Source organism: Pseudomonas karstica, from assembly GCF_009707515.1.
Classification (GTDB): Bacteria; Pseudomonadota; Gammaproteobacteria; order Pseudomonadales; family Pseudomonadaceae; genus Aquipseudomonas; species Aquipseudomonas karstica.
Genome location: NZ_WLYI01000027.1, coordinates 66,215 through 87,454 on the forward strand (window position 1 = coordinate 66,215; position 21,240 = coordinate 87,454).

At 59.9% G+C, this 21,240-nt stretch carries 16 protein-coding genes; 14 read left to right on the forward strand and 2 right to left on the reverse strand.

All coding sequences use genetic code 11. The annotated features are described in order from the left end of the window. Window positions 1-88 precede the first annotated feature (88 nt). Complete coding sequence (gene typA / locus GIR22_RS19140; protein ID WP_178122353.1) at window positions 89-1,909, forward strand: translational GTPase TypA; 1,821 nt, start codon at window positions 89-91, stop codon at window positions 1,907-1,909. A gap of 123 nt (window positions 1,910-2,032) precedes the next feature. On the opposite strand, the gene GIR22_RS19145 is transcribed toward typA, so the two are convergent. Continuing rightward, window positions 2,033-2,467, reverse strand: a complete 435-nt coding sequence (locus GIR22_RS19145; protein ID WP_154744835.1) for a YkgJ family cysteine cluster protein — start codon at window positions 2,465-2,467, stop codon at window positions 2,033-2,035. Window positions 2,468-2,709: 242 nt separating this feature from the next. Between GIR22_RS19145 and GIR22_RS19150 the strand changes: the two genes are divergently transcribed. The 6 genes from GIR22_RS19150 (at window position 2,710) to GIR22_RS19175 (ending at window position 11,970) form a co-directional block, all read left to right on the forward strand. Continuing rightward, window positions 2,710-5,160 (forward strand): glycogen/starch/alpha-glucan phosphorylase, encoded by a 2,451-nt coding sequence (locus GIR22_RS19150; RefSeq protein ID WP_154744836.1) that lies wholly within the window; start codon window positions 2,710-2,712, stop codon window positions 5,158-5,160. A gap of 158 nt (window positions 5,161-5,318) precedes the next feature. Then, window positions 5,319-8,495, forward strand: a complete 3,177-nt coding sequence (locus GIR22_RS19155; RefSeq protein WP_154744837.1) for a DUF2339 domain-containing protein — start codon at window positions 5,319-5,321, stop codon at window positions 8,493-8,495. Beyond that, entirely contained in the window at window positions 8,495-9,838 is a 1,344-nt protein-coding gene (locus GIR22_RS19160; RefSeq protein ID WP_154744838.1) for a DUF3999 domain-containing protein, read from the forward strand. Before GIR22_RS19155 ends, GIR22_RS19160 begins: the two co-directional genes overlap by 1 nt. Before the next feature lie 111 nt (window positions 9,839-9,949). Then, complete coding sequence (locus tag GIR22_RS19165; RefSeq protein WP_154744839.1) at window positions 9,950-10,960, forward strand: class 1 fructose-bisphosphatase; 1,011 nt, start codon at window positions 9,950-9,952, stop codon at window positions 10,958-10,960. A 155-nt stretch (window positions 10,961-11,115) separates the two neighbouring features. Continuing rightward, the gene (locus tag GIR22_RS19170) at window positions 11,116-11,370 is read left to right on the forward strand and encodes a hypothetical protein (protein ID WP_154744840.1); all 255 of its coding nucleotides are present in this window, start codon (window positions 11,116-11,118) and stop codon (window positions 11,368-11,370) included. A gap of 30 nt (window positions 11,371-11,400) precedes the next feature. Next, a complete protein-coding gene (locus GIR22_RS19175) occupies window positions 11,401-11,970 on the forward strand; it encodes a lipocalin family protein (protein ID WP_154744841.1) in 570 nt (189 codons plus the stop codon). A gap of 110 nt (window positions 11,971-12,080) precedes the next feature. Here the strand turns inward: GIR22_RS19175 and GIR22_RS19180 are convergent, their stop codons facing one another. After that, entirely contained in the window at window positions 12,081-13,445 is a 1,365-nt protein-coding gene (locus GIR22_RS19180; protein WP_154744842.1) for a formimidoylglutamate deiminase, read from the reverse strand. A 148-nt stretch (window positions 13,446-13,593) separates the two neighbouring features. On the opposite strand from GIR22_RS19180, the gene hutC reads away from it, so the two are divergent. The 7 genes from hutC to GIR22_RS19215 all read left to right on the forward strand — a co-directional run bounded on the left by hutC (window position 13,594) and on the right by GIR22_RS19215 (window position 21,219). Next, window positions 13,594-14,304, forward strand: a complete 711-nt coding sequence (hutC, locus tag GIR22_RS19185) for a histidine utilization transcriptional repressor HutC (protein ID WP_154744854.1) — start codon at window positions 13,594-13,596, stop codon at window positions 14,302-14,304. Then, a complete protein-coding gene (locus tag GIR22_RS19190) occupies window positions 14,301-14,858 on the forward strand; it encodes a HutD/Ves family protein (protein ID WP_154744843.1) in 558 nt (185 codons plus the stop codon). Before hutC ends, GIR22_RS19190 begins: the two co-directional genes overlap by 4 nt. A 340-nt stretch (window positions 14,859-15,198) precedes the next feature. Then, a complete protein-coding gene (gene hutU, locus GIR22_RS19195) occupies window positions 15,199-16,860 on the forward strand; it encodes a urocanate hydratase (RefSeq protein WP_343039655.1) in 1,662 nt (553 codons plus the stop codon). A gap of 120 nt (window positions 16,861-16,980) precedes the next feature. Next, window positions 16,981-18,438, forward strand: a complete 1,458-nt coding sequence (locus tag GIR22_RS19200; protein WP_154744845.1) for a purine-cytosine permease family protein — start codon at window positions 16,981-16,983, stop codon at window positions 18,436-18,438. Between the two features lie 68 nt (window positions 18,439-18,506). Continuing rightward, window positions 18,507-19,475, forward strand: a complete 969-nt coding sequence (locus GIR22_RS19205; RefSeq protein WP_154744846.1) for an ABC transporter substrate-binding protein — start codon at window positions 18,507-18,509, stop codon at window positions 19,473-19,475. Between the two features lie 71 nt (window positions 19,476-19,546). Next, window positions 19,547-20,398 carry an ABC transporter permease gene (locus GIR22_RS19210; RefSeq protein ID WP_154744847.1) on the forward strand — a complete coding sequence of 284 codons (852 nt, stop codon included), beginning with the start codon at window positions 19,547-19,549 and terminating at the stop codon, window positions 20,396-20,398. Next, entirely contained in the window at window positions 20,395-21,219 is an 825-nt protein-coding gene (locus GIR22_RS19215) for a quaternary amine ABC transporter ATP-binding protein (RefSeq protein WP_154744848.1), read from the forward strand. Before GIR22_RS19210 ends, GIR22_RS19215 begins: the two co-directional genes overlap by 4 nt. Window positions 21,220-21,240 lie beyond the last annotated feature (21 nt).

A 21,240-nucleotide genomic window follows, 5' to 3' on the forward strand; every position in this document is an offset into this window, starting at 1 on the left:
CGTCAAGCTGTAACGGCAAGGCCTGACTCTACTGTTAATCGCTGCCACGACCTGTCAGCACACCGAATCCTCTGATCGAGATACACAAGTGATCGAAAATCTACGTAACATCGCCATCATTGCTCACGTTGACCATGGTAAGACCACCCTGGTAGACAAACTCTTGCGTCAATCCGGCACCCTGGAGCGCAACGAGCTCAACGACGAGCGCGTGATGGACTCCAACGACCAGGAAAAAGAGCGCGGTATTACCATCCTGGCGAAAAACACTGCCATTAACTGGAACGGCTACCACATCAACATCGTGGATACCCCGGGCCACGCCGACTTCGGCGGCGAAGTTGAACGTGTAATGTCGATGGTTGACTCCGTTCTGCTGCTGGTTGACGCTCAAGACGGCCCTATGCCGCAAACCCGTTTCGTGACCAAGAAGGCTTTCGAAGCCGGCCTGCGTCCAATCGTGGTGATCAACAAGGTTGACCGTCCAGGCGCGCGTCCGGACTGGGTTCTGGACCAGATCTTCGACCTGTTCGATAACCTGGGTGCCACCGAAGAACAGCTGGACTTCAAAGTCGTCTACGCCTCGGCCCTGAACGGTATTGCCGGTCTGGACCACACCGACATGGCTGAAGACATGACCCCGCTGTACCAGTCGATCATCGACGACGTACCTGCGCCGAAAGTCGACCGTGACGGTCCGTTCCAGATGCAAATCTCCGCACTGGACTACAACAGCTTCCTGGGTGTTATCGGCGTTGGCCGTATCGCTCGTGGTCGCGTCAAGCCGAACACCCAGGTTGTGGCTATCGATGCCGACGGCAAGCGCCGTAACGGTCGTATCCTGAAGCTGATGGGTCACCACGGCCTGCACCGCATCGACGTCGAAGAAGCAGCTGCCGGCGACATCGTCTGCATCAGCGGCTTCGACCAACTGTTCATCTCCGACACTCTGTGCGACCCACTGAATGTTGAAGCGATGAAGCCGCTGACCGTTGACGAACCTACCGTTTCGATGACCTTCCAGGTTAACGACTCGCCGTTCTGCGGCCGTGAAGGCAAGTTCGTCACCAGCCGTAACATCAAAGAGCGTCTGGACAAAGAGCTGCTGTACAACGTTGCTCTGCGCGTTGAAGAAGGCGACTCGGCTGATAAGTTCAAGGTATCCGGCCGTGGTGAGCTGCACCTCTCGGTACTGATCGAAACCATGCGTCGCGAAGGCTTCGAAATGGGTGTTGGTCGTCCTGAAGTGATCATCCGCATGGTTGATGGCGTCAAGCACGAACCGTACGAAAACGTGACCATCGACCTGCCAGAAGAGTCCCAGGGCTCGATCATGGAACAGATCGGTATCCGTAAAGGCGACCTGACCAACATGGTTCCGGATGGCAAGGGCCGTGTGCGCCTTGAGTACAACATCCCGGCCCGTGGCCTGATCGGTTTCCGTAACGAGTTCCTGACCCTGACTTCCGGTGGCGGCATCCTGACCTCGATCTTCGATCGTTACGACGTGATGAAGTCCGGCGACATGTCCGGTCGTCAGAACGGCGTGCTGGTATCGGTAGCTACCGGTAAGGCACTGACCTACTCGCTGGAAACCCTGCAGGCTCGTGGCAAGCTGTTCGTTGAACACGGCCAGGATATCTACGAAGGTCAAATCGTTGGTTTGAACAGCCGCGACAACGACCTGGGTGTGAACCCAACCAAAGGCAAGAAGCTCGACAACATGCGTGCTTCGGGTAAAGACGAAACCATCGCACTGGTTCCGCCTGTCAAGTTCACCCTGGAGCAAGCTCTGGAGTTCGTGCAAGAAGACGAACTGTGTGAAGTGACGCCTAAGTCCATCCGTCTTCGCAAGAAGATCCTGGGCGAAAGCGAGCGTACCCGCGCTGCGAAGAAGTCCGGTAACTAAGTCATTTAGTTAGCTGGCAAAAAAAACGCCCCCGACCGCAAGGTCGGGGGCGTTTTTGTTTGTCTGGGGTCTAAACGATCGTTCTTATGCTCCGCGTCCCGCCATGCGCGCACGGCTCAAGCCTTAGAACTTGTCGAGGGTGCGGATCTTGGTCTCGCGCACCACTTCCTTGGGCTTATATGCGCAATACCCCGGCCGTGGCCCGATCTTCGGGTGATTGCGGCAGGTATCGGGACGCTGGTCATAAATAGTGCAGAAGCGGCTCTTACGATCCAGGTACAGGCAGTCGTTATTGCTCATGCGCTGGAGGGTGAATATCTCGGATTTCTGGTTATAGCGCTCGACGATGCCTTCCTTCTGCAGCCGCTTGGCGATGTTTTTTGGTGGGTCACCGCGCTCGAACTCATCGACGATGCCGATGCGGATCAGGTCCTTGATCTTCACCTCGACCGGCAAGGTGCAGCAGCTGGACACGCAGCCGCCGCACATGTGGCTGGAATACTTCTGCCACGTTTCAAGACGGTCGAGTTCCGCAGCGGCGATCAGTTGAGGCTTCATCAGGTTTCCAAGAGGGGGCGTTATCCGGGCGCGGGATCATACCGGGATTGGTGGTTTTTTGAACAATATTTTCCGTATTTCAGCTCAAAGGCTGCTTTGAGGAATAAACGGGCACGGCCCCTGCATCCTTTTCCAGGCAATCGCAGATGATTTAAAGAACTGCCGAACCGCAGGCGTCACGGTTTGTCAGACCGTCTAGGCTCCAGTATTTCCCTTCTTCTATCTCGCCCGAGGTCGCACCGATGTCTCAGGAACCACTTGTACGAGAAGCAGAGGTAGCCGCATTTCGCGATGCCGTCTTGACCAAGCTCACCTACGCGGTGGGCAAGGATCCTGATCACGCGTTTGACCACGACTGGTTTGAAGCCATCGCCCTGGCAGCCCGGGACCACATGGTCGACCACTGGATGGACCATACCCGGAACATCTACCGCAAGGGGCAGAAGCGGGTCTATTACCTCTCCCTGGAGTTCCTGATCGGTCGCCTGCTCTTTGACAGTTTGAGCAACCTCGGACTGTTGGAGGTGGCGCGTGAGGCATTGAGTGAACTGGGTGTGGACCTGGAGCGTATTCGCCTGCTGGAACCCGATGCGGCCCTGGGCAATGGTGGCCTGGGGCGATTGGCGGCGTGCTTTATGGAAAGCATGTCGACATTGGGGATCGCCGGCCACGGTTATGGCATTCGCTACGAACACGGCTTGTTCCGTCAGGCAATAGTCGATGGTTGGCAGCAGGAGCAGACCGAGCGCTGGCTGGACTTCGGCAACCCTTGGGAATTCGAGCGGGCCGAAGTGATTTACCCGATCGGTTTTGGCGGCAGTGTGGAGACCGTACTGGATGTGTCCGGCAAATCGATTCAGGTCTGGTCGCCGAGTGAAACCGTGCGCGCGGTGGCTTACGACACGCCGGTAGTCGGTTGGCGGGGTGCTAGCGTCAATACCTTGCGGCTATGGCGGGCGCGGGCGGTGGAAGACCTGCACCTGGAGCGCTTCAATGCCGGTGACCACCTGGGGGCCGTGGCTGAAGTGGCCCGTGCCGAAAGCATCTCGCGAGTGCTTTACCCGGCGGACAGCACCGAAGCGGGACAGGAGTTGCGCCTGCGCCAGGAGTACTTCTTTGTCTCCGCCTCGCTGCAGGACTTGCTGCGCCGCCACAAAAACATGCACGGCTCGGTGCTGAGCCTGGGTGTACACGCAGCGATCCAGCTCAACGACACCCACCCGTCCATCGCCGTGGCCGAGTTGATGCGCCAATTGGTGGACCTGCACGACATCGCCTGGGATGCGGCGTGGCAGGTCACCGTAGAAACACTGTCCTACACCAACCACACCTTACTCCCCGAAGCCCTGGAAACCTGGGCGGTGGGTTTGATGGAGCGCATGCTGCCGCGGCACATGCAGATTATCTATCTGATCAACGCGCAGCACATCGATGCCTTGCGAGCCAAGGGTGTTCATGATTTTGATGTGCTGCGGGCGGTGTCGCTGATCGAAGAAGACAATGGCCGTCGCGTGCGCATGGGCAACCTGGCGTTTCTCGGCTCCCACAGCGTCAACGGGGTGTCCGGCCTGCATACGCAACTGATGCGCAGCACGGTATTTTCCGAGTTGCACAAGCTCTACCCGGAGCGCATCAACAACAAGACCAACGGCATCACCTTCCGCCGCTGGCTGTACCAGGCCAACCCCCAACTGACAGAGATGCTGGTGAAATCGCTGGGGGAGGACCTTCTCGACAATCCCGAGCAGCGCCTGTTGGACCTGGAGCCGTTTGCCGAGAAGCAGGCGTTTCGCAAGGCCTTTGCCGAACAGCGCCTGTACAGTAAACGGGCATTGGCCGATATCATCCACGAACGCTTGGGGATTTCGGTCAACCCGGCAGCGATGTTCGATGTGCAGGTCAAGCGGATCCACGAGTACAAGCGCCAACTGCTGAACCTGCTGCACACCGTCGCCCTGTACCAGGCGATCCGGGCCGAGCCTGAGACCGAGTGGGTGCCACGGGTGAAAATCTTTGCCGGCAAAGCAGCGGCCAGCTATCACCAGGCCAAGTTGATCATCAAACTGACCAACGACATCGCCCGTACGGTCAACAACGATCCCACGGTGCGTGGTTTGCTCAAGGTGGTGTTCTTGCCCAACTACAACGTCAGCCTGGCAGAAAGCATCATTCCGGCCGCCGACCTGTCGGAGCAGATATCCACCGCCGGTTTCGAGGCGTCGGGCACCAGTAACATGAAGTTCGGCCTTAATGGTGCACTGACCATTGGCACGATGGATGGCGCCAACGTTGAGATGTGCGAGCGCGTGGGGGCCGAGCACATGTTCATCTTCGGCCTCAGTGCCCAGCAGGTGGAAGCGCGCAAGCATGCCGGCGAGTTCAATGCCGAGCCGGACATCGCTGCCTCCCATCGTTTGAACGATGTGCTGCAAGCGATTCGTGGCGGGGTGTTCTCGCCGGACGATCCGGGGCGTTATGTGGGATTGGTTGATTCGCTGGTTGACTACGATCGGTTCCTGGTATGTGCCGACTTCGATTCTTACTGGGAGGCTCAGGCGCGGGTCGAGGCCCATTGGCACGATTCCCAGCAATGGTGGCGCTCGGCTGTGCTCAATACCGCACGGATGGGGTGGTTCTCCTCTGACCGAACCATCCGGGAATACGCGACAGATATCTGGAAAGCCTTGGAGTAGGACCACTGTAGGAGCGAGCTTGCTCGCGAAGATCGTCAACGAAAACGCGTGCTTTCTGAATAAGCACGTCGTCCTCAGGTTCTTCGCGAGCAAGCTCGCTCCTACAGATATACTAAGCACCGGTTCCGCCCCTCTCGGGCTGCTTAGGGATATCGAACATGCAATGGATTTTCATGCTGATTGGCCTGGTGCTCGGTTGGGCACTCGATGAGTCGTTCAGTGATGCAGGCATTGGCGCGCTGCTGGGTTTGGGCATTGGCCAGGCGATTCGCCTGTCGACGCTGGCTTCGTGGGCGGATGAGCAAAACCGTCAGTTGGAGACTGCCAACAGCGCTTTGAGGGCTCTGGAACAACGCCTGGCGCTGCTGGAAAAATCCGAGGTCGAGCCCAGGGTGTTTGTCGAGCCCTTCAGTCCTGACGCGGCGCCTGCAGTCCAGGCACCCGAGCTGGTCTGGGAGCTGCCCGTCGAATTGGAACCGACATATGCCGCCGTGATGACTGAACCGAGCCAGTCGTTGCCGGAGGATGCCTGGAAACCTGCCAACGCCCGGCGCGCCCCTGAACCGGTTATCCCTCGTGGCCCCAACCTGATCGAGCGCGTCATCAGCGGCGTGCGCAGTTGGTTATTCGGCGGTAATACCGTGCTGCGGGTGGGCGTGGTGCTGTTGTTCCTCGGCCTGGCCTTCCTGTTGCGCTATGCCACCGAAGGCATGGTGGTGCCGTTAGAGTTGCGCTACGCCGGTGTCGCCGCCTGTGCCGTGGGCCTGCTGGGCCTGGGCTGGTGGTTGCGGCTGCGCAACAGCAACTACGGCCTGATGCTGCAAGGCACGGGCATTGGCGTGTTGTACCTGACGGTATTCGCTGCGATGCGCTTGCATCCGCTGCTTGATCCCGGTGCCGCGATGGGCTTGCTGGTGGCCGTTACGGTGTTCTCGGCGATCCTGGCGGTGACCCAGAACGCCCTGGGCCTGGCGTGTGCCGCGGCCCTTGGCGGGTTTGCCGCGCCGATCCTGGCGTCCACTGGTGCCGGTAACCATGTGGCGCTGTTCAGCTATTTCACCTTGCTCAATGCCGGCATCCTGGCTATCGCCTGGTTCAAGGCCTGGCGTCCGCTCAACCTGATCGGTTTTGTCGGTACTTTCGGCATCGGTTTCACCTGGGGCATGGGCTCCTATACGCCGGAGCACCTGTGGAGCACCGAGCCATTTCTGATTGTGTTTTTCCTGATGTACCTGGCCATCGGCCTGTTGTTCGTCCGTCGAAAACTGCAGGAGATGACCGATGCACCTGAAGACGACAGCCGCGATGCGTTGCTGCGCTGGTCGACGGCCAAGGGCGATTATGTCGACGCCAGTATGCTGTTTGGTCCGCCGCTGGTGGGATTTGGTTTGCAGTTCGCGCTGGTGCAGCATCTGGAGTTTGCCGCTGCTTTCAGCGCGCTGGGCCTTGGCATTATTTACATGGGCCTGGCTCGCTTGCTGAAAGGCGGCCGCGCCCTGTTGCTAGTGGAGAGCTGCCTGGCCCTGGGGGTGATCTTTACCAGCCTGGCGATTCCCCTGGGCCTGGACGCCCGCTGGACTGCCGCCGCGTGGGCGGTGGAGGGCGCGGGTATCTTCTGGCTGGGCCTGCGCCAGCAGCGGCCGCTGGCTCGTGCTTTCGGTTTGCTGTTGCAGGCGGGGTCGGCGCTGGTGTTCCTCAGTGAGCTGCGGGTGGGCGAGAACAGCCTGTTGGACGGTGCGCCGCTGGGGGCGCTGCTGTTGGGTGTCGCGTTGCTGTTCAGCTTCTATCAATTGCGCAAAACGCAACCGGAGCAAGCTTCAGGCTGGGAGCGTCAAGGTTTGCCAGTGCTGGCCTGTGTCGGCCTGGGCTTTCTTTATTTGCTCGCACCGCTGCTGCTGTCGAACCATGGCACGACTATCAGTTGGGCAGTGGCGGGGTTGGTGACCTTGTGGGTCGGCCTGGGTATCGGCTCTCGGGCGTTCCTGTTCAGCGCGTTCAGCGTGCAGTTGCTGGGTGGGGCTCTGTTTCTGCTGGCGGTGCCGGCATTACATGGGCCGGCAGGCGACGGTTTGCGGCCCCTGGCCCACAGTGGTTTCTGGGCGCCGCTGGCCCTCGGGTTGGCCGCGATGGTGGGGGCCTGGCGCTTGCAGCGTGAACCTTATTCGCCAGTGTTTGCCAGAATGAAACTGCAACGTCTGTCTGACCTTTTGCTGGTATGGGGCGCGGCCTGGTGGGCAGTGGCGCTGATCGGTGAAGTGCTGCGTTTCATACCGATGGAGCTGCACGGTACGTGGCTGTTGGTGGTGGCGGCAGTGAGCGTGGTGATCTGGACTGCATTGGCCGTGCGCCTGCACTGGGTGTCGCTGGGTGGGCTGTGCACCTTGTTGATGCCGGCGGCGGGGCTGGTGTTGCTGGTGTCCGCGCATGCCTATTACCACCCCGCGGCGAATTACGCCTGGCTGGCATGGGTGATGGTATTTGCGGTGCACTTTGTGTCCCTGCGCCGCTTGGCCTCGGTCGGCCCGGAAAAAGCCCTGAGCATCGCTCATGTGCTTGGTTGCTGGCTGCTGATCGGCGTGCTGGCGCTGGAGTTGCGCTACGGCCTGCTGCTGTTGTCGCAGCAATACAACGCCTGGCGCTGGCTGGGTTGGGCGATTCTGCCCAGTGTGTACCTGGTGTTGGCTGGCGCGCCGCGAAGCTGGCCATGGCCGGTTTCGGCGTATTCGCGGGAGTACCGGTGGTATGCCGCATTACCCTTGGCGGTGTTGATGCTCGGCTGGTTCTGGCTGGCCAATATATTCAGCGATGGGGCCGCCCAACCGTTGTCTTATATACCGCTGCTCAACCCGTTGGACTTGGGCTTGATGTTCACGCTGTTGGGCGTGTACCTGTGGTCGCGCAGCGCGGCGGCGCAGAGGGGCATTGGTGGGCAGCAGGTCGCCCAAGGCATTGTCGGGATCTCGTTGTTTGTGTTCTTCACCGCGCTGGTGATGCGCACCGCTCACCACTGGGGGGGCGTGCCGTTCCATTTGGATGCCTTGCTGGAGTCGATGCTGGTCCAGGCCGGGTTGTCGATTGTATGGACCTTGGTTGCCCTGAGCCTGATGATCGGTGGTCATCTGCGCCATCGCCGTGAGGTATGGCTGATCGGCGCCGGGCTGATTGGCGTGGTGGTGGCTAAATTGTTCTTTGTCGAGCTGAGCAACAGTGGTGGCCTGGCGCGGATCGTGTCGTTTATCGGTGTAGGTGCGTTGTTGCTGGTGGTGGGTTATTTCGCGCCGCTGCCACCCAAGCGCGCTGACCCGGTGGTTGAAACTGAAGGAGCGTCCTCTTGATGGGCAAGCTGAGTGTGGCGGTGTTGGGCCTGTGTACAGCGTTATCGGCCTGGGCCGGGGAAACGCCCGCCGACTTCACCACCCAGGTGCCGCTGACGGTGAGCGGCAAGGGCCCGTGGTATCGCCTGGAGCTGCCGTTGGCGGTGCAGTTGGGCGCGCGCCAGGCAGACCTGAGTGATGTGCGGGTGTTCAATGCCGCCGGTGAGCCTCAGGCCTATGCCCTGGCGCAGCAATCGGCGCAACAGTCGCAAAGCCGCAGCTTGACCAGCGTCAAATGGTTCCCGCTGTATGCCGCCGCCGACGCCAACGAGGTTGCGCCCAGCGTGCGCGTGCAATCCAGCGCCGATGGCACCCTGGTGCAGGTGCAACCGTCGGGTCAGCCGGGCGCGGGCAAAGCAGTGTTGCGTGGCTGGCTGCTGGACGCCAGTGGGGTCAAGGCGCCTTTGCAGCAATTGATCCTTGACTGGGCGAGTGAGCGCGATGGCTTCCAGCGCTTTAGCATCGAAGCCAGCGACGATTTGCAGGTGTGGCGCTCCTGGGGCGAAGGGCAGGTGGCCCGGCTGTCCTTTGCCGATGAGCAGGTCGAGCAGCATGAAGTCGGTTTGCCGGGGCGACCGGCGCGTTACCTGCGCCTGCTGTGGAAAGGCCAGGCGGCGCCGGTGTTGACGTCGGCGCAGTTGGAAAGCGTGCACAGCATGCCGTTGCCGCTGGTATGGTCGCAGCCGTTGGCGGGAAGCCGGCTCAAACCGGGGGAGTACAGTTGGCAATTACCCCGCGGACTGAACGTCGAGCGCCTGCGCATCGAATTGAGCCAGCCCAACAGCCTGGCCCCGGTGACCCTGTCCGGGCGTCGGGAAAGCAATCAAGCCTGGCGCCCATTGAGCGTCGGCTTGCTCTACCGGCTGACCGAGGGCGGTCAGGAGGTGGTGCAGGATGAACTGCAGTTGCCCGGCCAGACGGTGGCGCAACTCAAGTTGGATGTGGATGAGCGCGGCGGTGGCCTGGGCGTCGAGGCGCCCGCCTTGAGCGTTGCCGTGCGTGCCACGCAATTGGTATTCCTGGCGCGGGGCGAGCCGCCGTTTACCCTGGCATTGGGTAATCCGTCAGTGAAAGGCGCGAACTTGCCGTTGTCGACGTTGATTCCTGATTACAGCGTCGAGCGCCTGGCCGGTTTGGGGCAGGCCAAGACGGCGGGGCAAGTGCTGGTCAGCGAAGCCGCCGCATCAACGCTGGCGGGTCCGAACTGGAAGAAGCTCGGTTTGTGGGCCGTGTTGCTGCTGGGTGTGGTGGCGCTGGGGGCAATGGCCTACAGCTTGTTGCGCAAGCCACCGCTCAAGCCTTAACGGCGTACCCCCTGAACTCTATCGGAGTTAAATCCTCTGATAGGAGGAAATACACCTCGACTCGCGCTAAACTGCGCGGGTTTTTAGTCCCCTCATTCTCCGGAGCCTTCCATGTCCCGCGTTACCCTGAGTCGCTATTTGATCGAGCAGACCCGCAGCAACAACACGCCTGCCGATCTGCGCTTCCTTATCGAAGTGGTGGCGCGTGCTTGCAAGGAAATCAGCCACGCCGTCTCCAAAGGCGCGCTGGGCGGTGTCCTGGGCAGCATGGGCACTGAAAACGTACAAGGCGAAGTACAGAAGAAACTCGATGTGATTTCCAACGAAATCCTCCTCGAAGCCAACGAGTGGGGCGGTCACCTGGCCGGCATGGCGTCCGAAGAAATGGACAATGCCTACCAGATCCCAGGCAAATATCCGAAAGGCGCCTATCTGCTGGTATTCGACCCACTGGACGGTTCCTCGAACATCGATATCAACGCGCCGGTCGGTACCATCTTCTCGGTACTGCGTTGCCCGAACGAGCACCTGAGCCAGAACGAAGCCTTGAGCGAGAAGGCCTTCCTGCAGCCGGGCACCGAGCAGGTAGCTGCCGGTTATGCCATCTACGGCCCGCAAACCATGCTGGTGTTGACCCTGGGTGACGGCGTTAAAGGCTTTACCCTGGACCGTGAAATGGGCAGCTTCGTGCTGACCCACGAAGACATCTCCATCCCGGCGACCACCCAGGAATTCGCCATCAACATGTCCAACCAGCGCCACTGGGAGGCCCCGGTCAAGCGCTACGTGAACGAGTTGATGGAAGGCGAGGAAGGCCCACTGAAGAAGAATTTCAACATGCGCTGGGTCGCCGCCATGGTCGCCGACGTACACCGCATCCTGACTCGTGGTGGCCTGTTCATGTACCCACGCGATAGCCGCGAGCCGTCCAAGCCGGGCAAGTTGCGCCTGATGTACGAAGCCAACCCGATGTCGTTCCTGGTGGAGCAGGCGGGTGGTGCGTCCACCGACGGCCATCAACGTATTCTCGACATCCAGCCTGAAGGCCTGCACCAGCGTGTGGCGGTGTTCCTGGGTTCGAAGGAAGAAGTTGAGCGTGTGACCGGTTACCACAAGGCCTGATTTTTCAAGATCGGCTTGCGGTAAGCAAAAGCCCCGAAATGCTTTCAGCGTTTCGGGGTTTTTTTTGTTTTCGTCCGTCGGGAACCAGACACCCCTTTTCCCTTCTAAGCTTCTGGCAACCCCCCAGGTTGCTTCGTCTCTCCAGGAGCTATTCCATGTCGTTACGCCGTCTTGCCCTGTTGTCGTTTTGCGTGCTGTTGGCCGCTTGCAGCAAGGTCACCCAAGAAAACTACGCAAAGCTTTCGGCAGGCATGCCTAAAGCCGAGGTGGAATCGCTGCTGGGTAAGCCGACTGACTGCTCCGGCGCGTTGGGCATGTCCAGCTGCACGTGGGGCGATAAAAACAGCTTTATCAGCGTGCAATACGCCGGTGACAAAGTTCTGATGTTTTCCGGGCAAGGCCTGAAGTAAACCGGGGCGAAAGCCTGCGGGAGAAAAACAATGATGCGTTTTGTTCTATACCTCTGTGCCAGCCTGTTTTTGGCGGGCTGCGCCAGCCATTCTGGTGATGATCTGCAACCCAAGACCGTTGGCAGCGTCAACCTCAAGCGTTATCAGGGTACCTGGTATGAGTTGGCCCGTTTGCCGATGTACTTCCAGCGTAACTGCGAGCAGTCCGAAGCCCGCTATTCCTTGCTGCCCGATGGCGATATGTCGGTGTTCAACCGTTGCCTGACCGGCGAGTGGAAGTGGGAAGAGGCCAAGGGTACGGCCACTCCGCAGGTTGCCGGCAAGACCGACAAGCTCTGGATTGAATTCAATAACTGGTTCACCGCGCTGCTGCCGGGCGTTGCCAAGGGCAATTACTGGGTGTTGTATGTCAGCGATGACTACAAGACAGCGATTGTCGGCAGCCCGAGCCGGCGTTACATGTGGCTGCTGTCCCGCACGCCGACAGTCAGCACCGATACGCGCGAAGACCTGCTGAGCCGGGCGCGGCAGCAGGGGTATGACACTACCCGGTTGATCTGGCGTACGTCAGACAAGCAGATGGCGAAGGCGTCGCAGTAACTGCCGCTTCGAGGCACGAGGCTGCGATGCGGTCCGCAGGAGCGCCCTTAGGGCGCTACGTCGGAATGCCGCAAAACCCATCGCAGCCTCGTGCCTCGGCAGCGACAGTGTTAGCCCAGCAAGTCCCGCAAGACCTGGGTAAATGCCCGGCTGCTGTCTTCCTCGCCGGCATGGTGCCCGTCGCGAATCACCCTCTGGCCATTGACCACTACATCCCGCACCTGTCGATCCCCGCCAGCAAACAGCCAGCGATTCAGAATCCCGTCATCATTGGCCGTCGCCAGGTACGGATCGTTACCGTCCAGCACCAGCCAATCCGCACGTTTGCCAACTTCCAGTCGACCAATCGGTTGCCCCAAAGCCTGGGCACCGCCGTCCAGCGCCGCATCAAACAGCGTGCGACCCACCATCGGCTGATCGCTGCGATACACCCGGTTGCGCCGCTGGTCTCGCAGGCGCTGACCGTATTCCAGCCAGCGCAATTCTTCCACCACGCTCAATGAAACGTGGCTGTCGGAACCAATCCCCATGCGTCCGCCCTGGGCCAGGAAGTCCACCGCCGGGAAAATCCCGTCGCCCAGGTTCGCTTCGGTGGTCAGGCACAGGCCGGCAATCGCCCGGCTTTTGGCCATTAGCGTGACTTCTTCCGGGTTGGCGTGGGTGGCGTGTACCAGGCACCAGCGTTGATCGACGTCGGTGTTTTCATACAGCCATTGCAACGGGCGACGGCCGCTCCAGTTCAGGCAGTCGTCGACCTCCTTTTGCTGCTCCGCGATGTGGATATGGATCGGGCAGGTCTTGTCGCTGGCGGCCAGGACTTCGCTGATCTGTTGTGGTGTGACGGCGCGCAGCGAATGGAAGCACAGGCCCAGTTGCTGCGCCGGTTGCGCTGCCAGAATCGGTTGCAGGCATGACTGCAGGTTCAGGTAGTTCTCGGTACTGTTGATAAAGCGCCGCTGGCCTTCATTTGGAGCCTGGCCGCCGAAACCAGAATGGCTGTACAGCACCGGCAGCAAGGTCAGGCCGATACCGCTGCTGGCCGCAGCGCGGCTGATCTGTCGCGACAGCTCCGCCGGGTCGGTATACGGTTGGCCGTTGACGTCGTGGTGTACGTAATGAAACTCGGCGACCGAGGTGTAGCCGGCCTTGAGCATCTCGATATACAACTGCCGGGCGATGACGTGAAGTTGCTCGGGGCTGATCTTGCCCACCAGGCGATACATCAGGTCGCGCCAGGTCCAGAAGCTGTCATTGGGATTGCCGGCCACTTCCGCCAGGCCTGCCATGGCGCGCTGAAACGCATGGGAATGCAGGTTCGGCATGCCTGGCAGCAGCGGGCCCCTGAGTCGTTCGGCACCGTCCGCCTGGGCATTGGCCTCAACTTTAGTCAGCAGGCCGTCGGCGCTGACTTCAAGACGTACATCATTGGCCCATCCATCAGGCAATAGCGCGCGATCGGCAAAGAAAGCGGACATGATTCGGGCACTCCGGTCGTGTGTTTATTTGTATATACATATACAGACGTTTGCCTGCTCGGTAAACTCCGGCAAGCTAGGCTTCTTTTTTCACCTGCAAGGATTTCCTGTGCCGACTCCGCCTGCCAACTCCTCGCTGGCTGCCCACATGGACGAAAGTCCGGCGCCCTTGTATGCCCGCGTCAAACAGATGATCAGCCAGCAGATTCTTAACGGAAACTGGCCGCCCCATTATCGCGTGCCGTCGGAAAGCGAACTGGTCAGCCAACTGGGCTTCAGCCGCATGACCATCAACCGCGCCCTGCGTGAGTTGACCGCCGAAGGCCTGTTGGTGCGTATGCAAGGCGTGGGTACATTCGTCGCCGAGCCCAAGAGCCAGTCGGCGCTGTTTGAAGTGCACAACATCGCTGATGAGATCGCCTCCCGTGGGCATCGCCATACCTGCAAGGTCATCACCCTTGATGAAGAAGCCGCCGGTTCCGAGCGCGCCGTGGCCCTGGAGATGCGCGAAGGCGGGCGGGTATTCCACTCGTTGATCGTGCACTACGAAAACGACATCCCCGTACAAATCGAAGACCGTTTCGTCAATGCCCTGGTGGCGCCGGAGTACTTGCAGCAGGATTTCACCCTGCAAACACCCTATGCCTATTTGAACCAGGTCGCGCCGCTGACGGAAGGCGAGCATGTGGTCGAGGCGATCCTCGCTGACGCCGAGGAATGCACGCTGCTGCAAATCGAGGCCGGTGAGCCGTGCCTGCTGATCCGTCGTCGCACTTGGTCCGGCCGCCAGCCGGTGACCGCGGCGCGGCTGATCCACCCTGGTTCCCGTCATAGCCTGGAAGGACGCTTCAGTAAATGAGTACAGTAAAAGTCTGGCGCGCGGCCGAATACGTGCGCATGCCGTGGAAAAATGGCGGCGGCAGCACCCAAGAGATCACCCGCGATACAGGCGCTGGCCTGGACGGTTTTGGCTGGCGCCTGTCGATTGCCGACATTGGTGAGTCGGGTGGTTTTTCCAGCTTTGCCGGGTATCAGCGGGTCATCACCGTGCTGCAAGGTGCGGGTATGGTACTGACGGTGGATGGCGAGGATACGCGCGAGTTGTTAGCGCTGGATCCGTTTGCGTTCAGGGGCGAAAGCCAGGTGTCCTGCCGGTTGGTAGACGGGCCGATCCGTGATTTCAACCTGATCTACTCGCCGCAACGCTATCAGGCGCGGCTGCAATGGATGGATGGAGTACAGCGTTTCTTCAGCACGGCACAGACTGTGCTGGTGTTCAGCGTGGCCGATGATGCGAAGGTGTTCGGTGAAGTACTGGGCCATCATGATTGCCTGCAGTTGGACGGTAACACCGGGTTGCTCGATATCTCCGTCAGCGGCCGATGCTGCGTGATCGAACTGGCTCCCTGCTAACCTTTGTAGGCGTCCCCTCGCTCCACAGAAACAATCCCCGCACCAACTTGTTACCGAATGCCCCAGCATGGCGCAATGCCTTGCCTTGGTAACAAGGTTCTCCCGCTTCAAGAACCCTTCTGCAAGAAAATTCATCAAGCCGCGAAGCCTTATTTTCCAAGGCTTTCACCTCTAATCCGAAAAAATCTCCAGCCCTTCTCGACCAAGTTGGCCGCTTGATTGCATATGCTTGTATGTACAAGTAAAGATGTGTGCGTAAGAGTCGTTGAGCATCCTCTTCGCACCAATCATGTTCGCGCATTGCGCAGAGGAGTTTTCCGTGGCTAATTTTTCAAAGGCAGTGCCTACAAAGTACCGTGACGTCGAAATCCGCGCTGCCCGCGGTAACAAGCTCACCGCCAAAAGCTGGCTGACTGAAGCGCCGCTGCGCATGCTGATGAACAACCTCGACCCGCAAGTGGCCGAGAACCCGAAAGAATTGGTGGTGTACGGCGGCATCGGCCGTGCGGCGCGCAACTGGGAATGCTACGACAAGATCGTCGAAAGCCTGACCAACCTGAACGACGACGAGACCCTGCTGGTGCAATCCGGCAAGCCGGTCGGCGTGTTCAAGACCCACAGCAACGCCCCGCGTGTGCTGATCGCCAACTCCAACCTGGTGCCGCACTGGGCCAGTTGGGAGCACTTCAACGAACTGGATGCCAAGGGCCTGGCCATGTACGGCCAGATGACTGCTGGCAGCTGGATCTACATCGGTAGCCAGGGCATCGTCCAGGGCACCTACGAAACCTTCGTTGAAGCCGGGCGCCAACACTATAACGATGACCTGAAAGGTCGCTGGGTCCTGACCGCAGGCCTGGGCGGCATGGGCGGCGCCCAGCCTCTGGCGGCCACCCTGGCCGGCGCTTGCTCGCTGAACATTGAATGCCAGCAGGTCAGTATCGATTTTCGCTTGAACAGCCGCTATGTCGATGAGCAGGCCACCGACCTCGACGACGCTCTGGCCCGCATCGCCAAATACACCAAGGAAGGCAAGGCGATCTCCATTGCCCTGCTCGGCAACGCAGCTGAGATCCTTCCTGAACTGGTCAAGCGCGGTGTGCGCCCGGACATGGTCACCGACCAGACCAGCGCCCACGACCCGCTCAATGGTTACCTGCCCGCCGGCTGGACCTGGGACCAATACCGCGCTCGGGCCAAGACTGAACCTGCTGCTGTGATCAAGGCCGCCAAGCAATCAATGGCCGTGCACGTTAAAGCGATGTTGGACTTCCAGAAAATGGGCGTACCGACTTTCGACTACGGCAACAACATCCGTCAGATGGCGCAAGAAGAAGGTGTGGAAAACGCATTCGACTTCCCGGGTTTCGTACCGGCTTACATCCGCCCGCTGTTCTGCCGCGGCATCGGTCCATTCCGTTGGGCTGCACTGTCGGGCGACCCGCAAGACATCTACAAGACTGACGCCAAAGTAAAAGAGCTGATCCCGGACGATGCCCACCTGCACAACTGGCTGGACATGGCCCGCGAGCGCATCAGCTTCCAGGGCCTGCCGGCACGGATTTGCTGGGTCGGCCTGGGCCAGCGCGCCAAGCTCGGCCTGGCGTTCAACGAAATGGTACGCAGCGGTGAGTTGTCGGCACCGGTGGTGATCGGTCGCGACCACTTGGACTCCGGTTCGGTAGCCAGCCCGAACCGCGAAACCGAATCGATGCAGGATGGTTCCGATGCCGTGTCCGACTGGCCGCTGCTCAACGCCTTGCTCAATACCGCCAGCGGCGCGACCTGGGTCTCGTTGCACCACGGTGGCGGCGTCGGCATGGGCTTCTCCCAGCATTCGGGGATGGTGATTGTCTGCGACGGTACTGACGAAGCGGCCGAGCGTATTGCCCGTGTACTGCACAACGACCCGGCCACGGGTGTGATGCGTCATGCCGATGCCGGTTACCAGATTGCGATTGATTGTGCCAAGGAACAGGGCCTGAACCTGCCGATGCTGTAGGCGCCGAGCTTGCTCGCGAAAGGCACATCGGAGGCAGCGATGCGCCTGAAATACCTTCGCGAGCAAGCTTGCTCCTACAGGAAAGCAAAACCCAAACAATCCATCAGAGGTTGAACACAAATGGCTGTCACTGATGCCCGTGCAAGCACCACCCCGTTGATCGAAAGGCGTTCGATCGACTACATCCCGCAAGCGGAAAGACACGGCCGTCTGTTAAGCCAGTTCACCCTGTGGCTGGGTGCCAACCTGCAAATCACCGCGATTGTCACCGGGGCCCTGGCCGTGGTGCTGGGCGGTGATGTGTTCTGGTCGTTGATCGGTTTGCTGATCGGCCAACTGCTGGGCGGTGGCGTCATGGCGCTGCACGCGGCCCAAGGCCCGCAGTTGGGTTTGCCACAAATGATCTCCAGCCGCGTGCAGTTTGGCGTGTATGGCGCGGTGATCCCGCTGGTGCTGGTGTGCCTGATGTACATCGGTTTTTCCGCCAGCGGCTCGTTGCTGGCGGGGCAAGCGGTGGCGCAATTGCTTCACGTTGAGGACTGGATCGGCATCGTGTTGTTCGCCGGACTGATCATGGTCTTTACCATCTTCGGCTACCGGGTTATCCACGGCATTGGTCGTGTGGCCAGTGTGTTGGGGGTGATTGCCTTTGCATATCTGTTCTATAAATTGCTCGCCGGTAACGATATTGCTGCGTTGCTGGGCAACAAGCATTTTTCCCTCGGCAGTTTCCTGCTGGCGATTTCCCTGTCGGCCTCTTGGCAGATTGCATTCGGGCCGTATGTGGCGGATTACTCGCGCTATTTGCCGCGCAGTACGCCGGCTACCAGGACATTCTGGGCCGTGGGCCTGGGTTCGGTGATCGGTGCACAAGCGTCGATGGTGTTCGGTGTGTTTGCGGCGGCCCTGGCGGGCTCGCAATTCGCCCATCACGAGGTGTCGTTCATCGTTAGTCTGGGTGGTACCGGGATTGTCGCGGCGCTGTTGTATTTCAGCGTCGCCTTCGGAAAAGTCACCGTGACCACCCTCAATGCCTACGGTAGCTTCATGTCCATCGCTACCATCATCAGTGGCTTTAGTGGCAGCCGGCATATCTCGAGTGCCGCGCGGTTGCTGTACATCTTCCTGATGGTCTCGATCGCCACCGCGCTGGCGCTGCTGGGCAAGGATTCGTTCCTCAAGGATTTCTCGGCGTTCATCCTGTTCCTGCTGGCGTTTTTCACGCCATGGAGCGCGATCAACCTGGTGGATTTCTACTGCATCACCAAGGAACGCTACGACATTCCGGCGCTGTCCAATCCCGACGGACGCTACGGTCGTTGGAACGTCATGGGCATCAGCATTTATGTGTTCGGTGTGCTGATCCAGATGCCGTTCATCGCCACCCATTTCTACACCGGTCCCTTGGTCGCCAGCCTTGGCGACACTGATATCTCCTGGATTATCGGTTTGGTGGTACCAGCGGCACTGTATTACTGGGCCGCTAAACGGTGGCACAGCCCGATTCCTGAACGCTTGATCCTGCCACCAGAGCAGGGCGCTACACCAACGACAAATGGGCTGGCCGTACAAGCCTGAGGAGACGTGGACAAGGCAGGATGCCTTTTGACTGCCGTAATCCATTTCATGATTGGGAGCGTCACACAATGAAGATAAATAAGACCCTGCTGACTACCTTGTTCGCCGCAGGTTTTCTGGCAAGCAGCGGCGCCTCTCAGGCGGCGGGTTGGTGCGAGTCGGGTAAGCCGGTGAAATTCGCCGGCCTGAACTGGGAAAGCGGCATGCTGCTGACCGACGTCATGCAGGTTGTGCTGGAGAAGGGGTACGACTGCAAAACCGACAGCCTGCCGGGTAACTCCATCACCATGGAAAACGCCCTGGGCAGCAATGACATCCAGGTCTTCGCCGAAGAGTGGGTAGGCCGCAGCGCAATCTGGAACAAGGCCGAGAAGGCCGGCAAGGTCGTCGGCGTTGGCGCGCCCGTGGTGGGCGCCATTGAAGGCTGGTACGTACCGCGCTACGTGATTGAGGGCGACGCCAAGCGCAAGTTGGAACCCAAGGCGCCGGACCTGAAAACCATTGCCGACCTGGCTAAGTATTCCGCCGTGTTCAAGGATCAGGAAGAGCCGTCCAAGGGGCGTTTCTACAACTGCCCGGCCGGCTGGACTTGCGAACTGGACAACAGTGAAATGTTGAAAAGTTATGGCCTGGAAAGCATCTACACCAACTTCCGTCCAGGCACCGGCCCGGCACTGGATGCCGCCGTGTTGTCCAGCTACAAGCGTGGCGAACCGATTCTGTTCTACTACTGGTCGCCAACGCCGCTGATGGGCCAGGTGGACCTGGTGAAGCTGGAAGAAAAACCCGGCGTGGATAAAAGCGTGACCATCAAGGTCGGCTTGTCCAAGACTTTTCACGAGCAAGCCCCTGAACTGGTGGCGGTGCTGGAAAAGGTCAACCTGCCTATCGATTTGCTCAACCAGAACCTGGCGCGCATGAGCAAAGAGCGAATCGAGTCGCCAAAACTGGCGAAAATTTTTCTCAAGGAACATCCTGAAGTCTGGCACGCCTGGGTGAGCGATGAGGCGGCCAAGAAAATCGACGCGGCCTTGTAGGTCGAGCGTTCCCGGTTGTCTCCACAGGCCACCGGGGGCCCGGTCACAATCCACTGGATCGAGAGCACGATATGTTTCCTGAGAGTTTTACGTTTTCCATCGCCGATTGGGTCAACGGTTGGGTTGATTCGCTGGTGACCAACTACGGCGATGTGTTCCGGCACATCTCCGATACCCTGTTATGGGCCATCGTCAATCTGGAAAGCCTGCTGCGCATGGCGCCCTGGTGGTTGATGCTGGCGATCGTCGGCGGCGTTGCCTGGCACGCCACCCGCAAAGTAGTCACTACTTCCGTGATCGTGGGCTTGCTGTTTCTGGTGGGCGCCGTCGGGCTGTGGGACAAGCTGATGCAGACCCTGGCGCTGATGATGGTCGCTACGGTGATCTCGGTGTTGATCGGCATTCCCCTGGGGATTCTTTCGGCCCGCAGCAATCGCCTGCGTTCGGTGCTGATGCCGCTCTTGGACATCATGCAAACCATGCCCAGCTTTGTGTATTTGATTCCGGTGCTGATGCTGTTCGGCCTGGGCAAGGTGCCGGCGATCTTCGCCACGGTGATCTACGCCGCGCCGCCACTGATTCGCCTGACAGACCTGGGCATCCGCCAGGTCAACGGCGAAGTCATGGAAGCCATCAACGCCTTTGGTGCCAATCGCTGGCAGCAATTGTTCGGCGTGCAGTTGCCCCTGGCCCTGCCGAGCATCATGGCCGGGATCAACCAGACCACCATGATGGCACTGTCGATGGTGGTGATCGCCTCGATGATCGGCGCACGAGGCTTGGGTGAAGACGTACTGGTAGGTATCCAGACCCTCAACGTTGGGCGTGGCCTTGAAGCCGGCCTGGCGATTGTGATTCTCGCAGTGGTCATCGACCGCATTACCCAGGCCTATGGTCGTCCACGGCATGAGGCGAGCAAATGACTACTGTCAGCAAGATTGAAGTCAAAAACGTATTCAAGATTTTCGGCTCACGCTCCAAGGAAGCCCTGGCCCTTATCGGCCAGGGCAAGACCAAGGATCAGGTACTGGCCGAGACCGGTTGCGTCGTGGGCGTGAACGACCTGTCCCTGAGCATCGGCACCGGCGAGATCTTCGTGATCATGGGGTTGTCGGGTTCCGGCAAATCCACGCTGGTGCGCCACTTCAACCGTCTGATCGATCCTACCAGTGGCGCGATCCTGGTGGATGGCGAAGACATCCTGCAACTGGATATGGAAGCCCTGCGCCAATTCCGTCGGCACAAGATCAGCATGGTGTTCCAGAGCTTCGGCCTGCTGCCCCACAAGAGTGTGCTGGATAACGTTGCCTATGGCCTGAAAGTGCGTGGGGAGAGCAAGCAGGTGTGCGCCGAGCGGGCGCTGCATTGGGTCGAGACCGTGGGCCTGAAGGGCTACGAAAACAAATACCCGCACCAGCTCTCCGGCGGCATGCGTCAACGGGTGGGCCTGGCTCGCGCCCTGGCGGCCGACACTGACATCATCCTGATGGATGAAGCCTTCAGCGCCCTTGACCCGTTGATCCGCGCCGAGATGCAGGACCAGTTGCTGGAGCTGCAAAAGACCCTGCACAAGACCATCGTCTTCATCACCCACGACCTCGACGAGGCCGTGCGTATCGGCAACCGCATTGCGATCCTCAAGGACGGCAAGCTGATCCAGGTCGGCACCCCGCGGGAGATCCTGCATTCGCCGGCGGATGAGTATGTGGACCGGTTTGTTCAGCGGCGGGCGGCAGTAGTTTAGTGATTGCTCCCACGCCCCGTG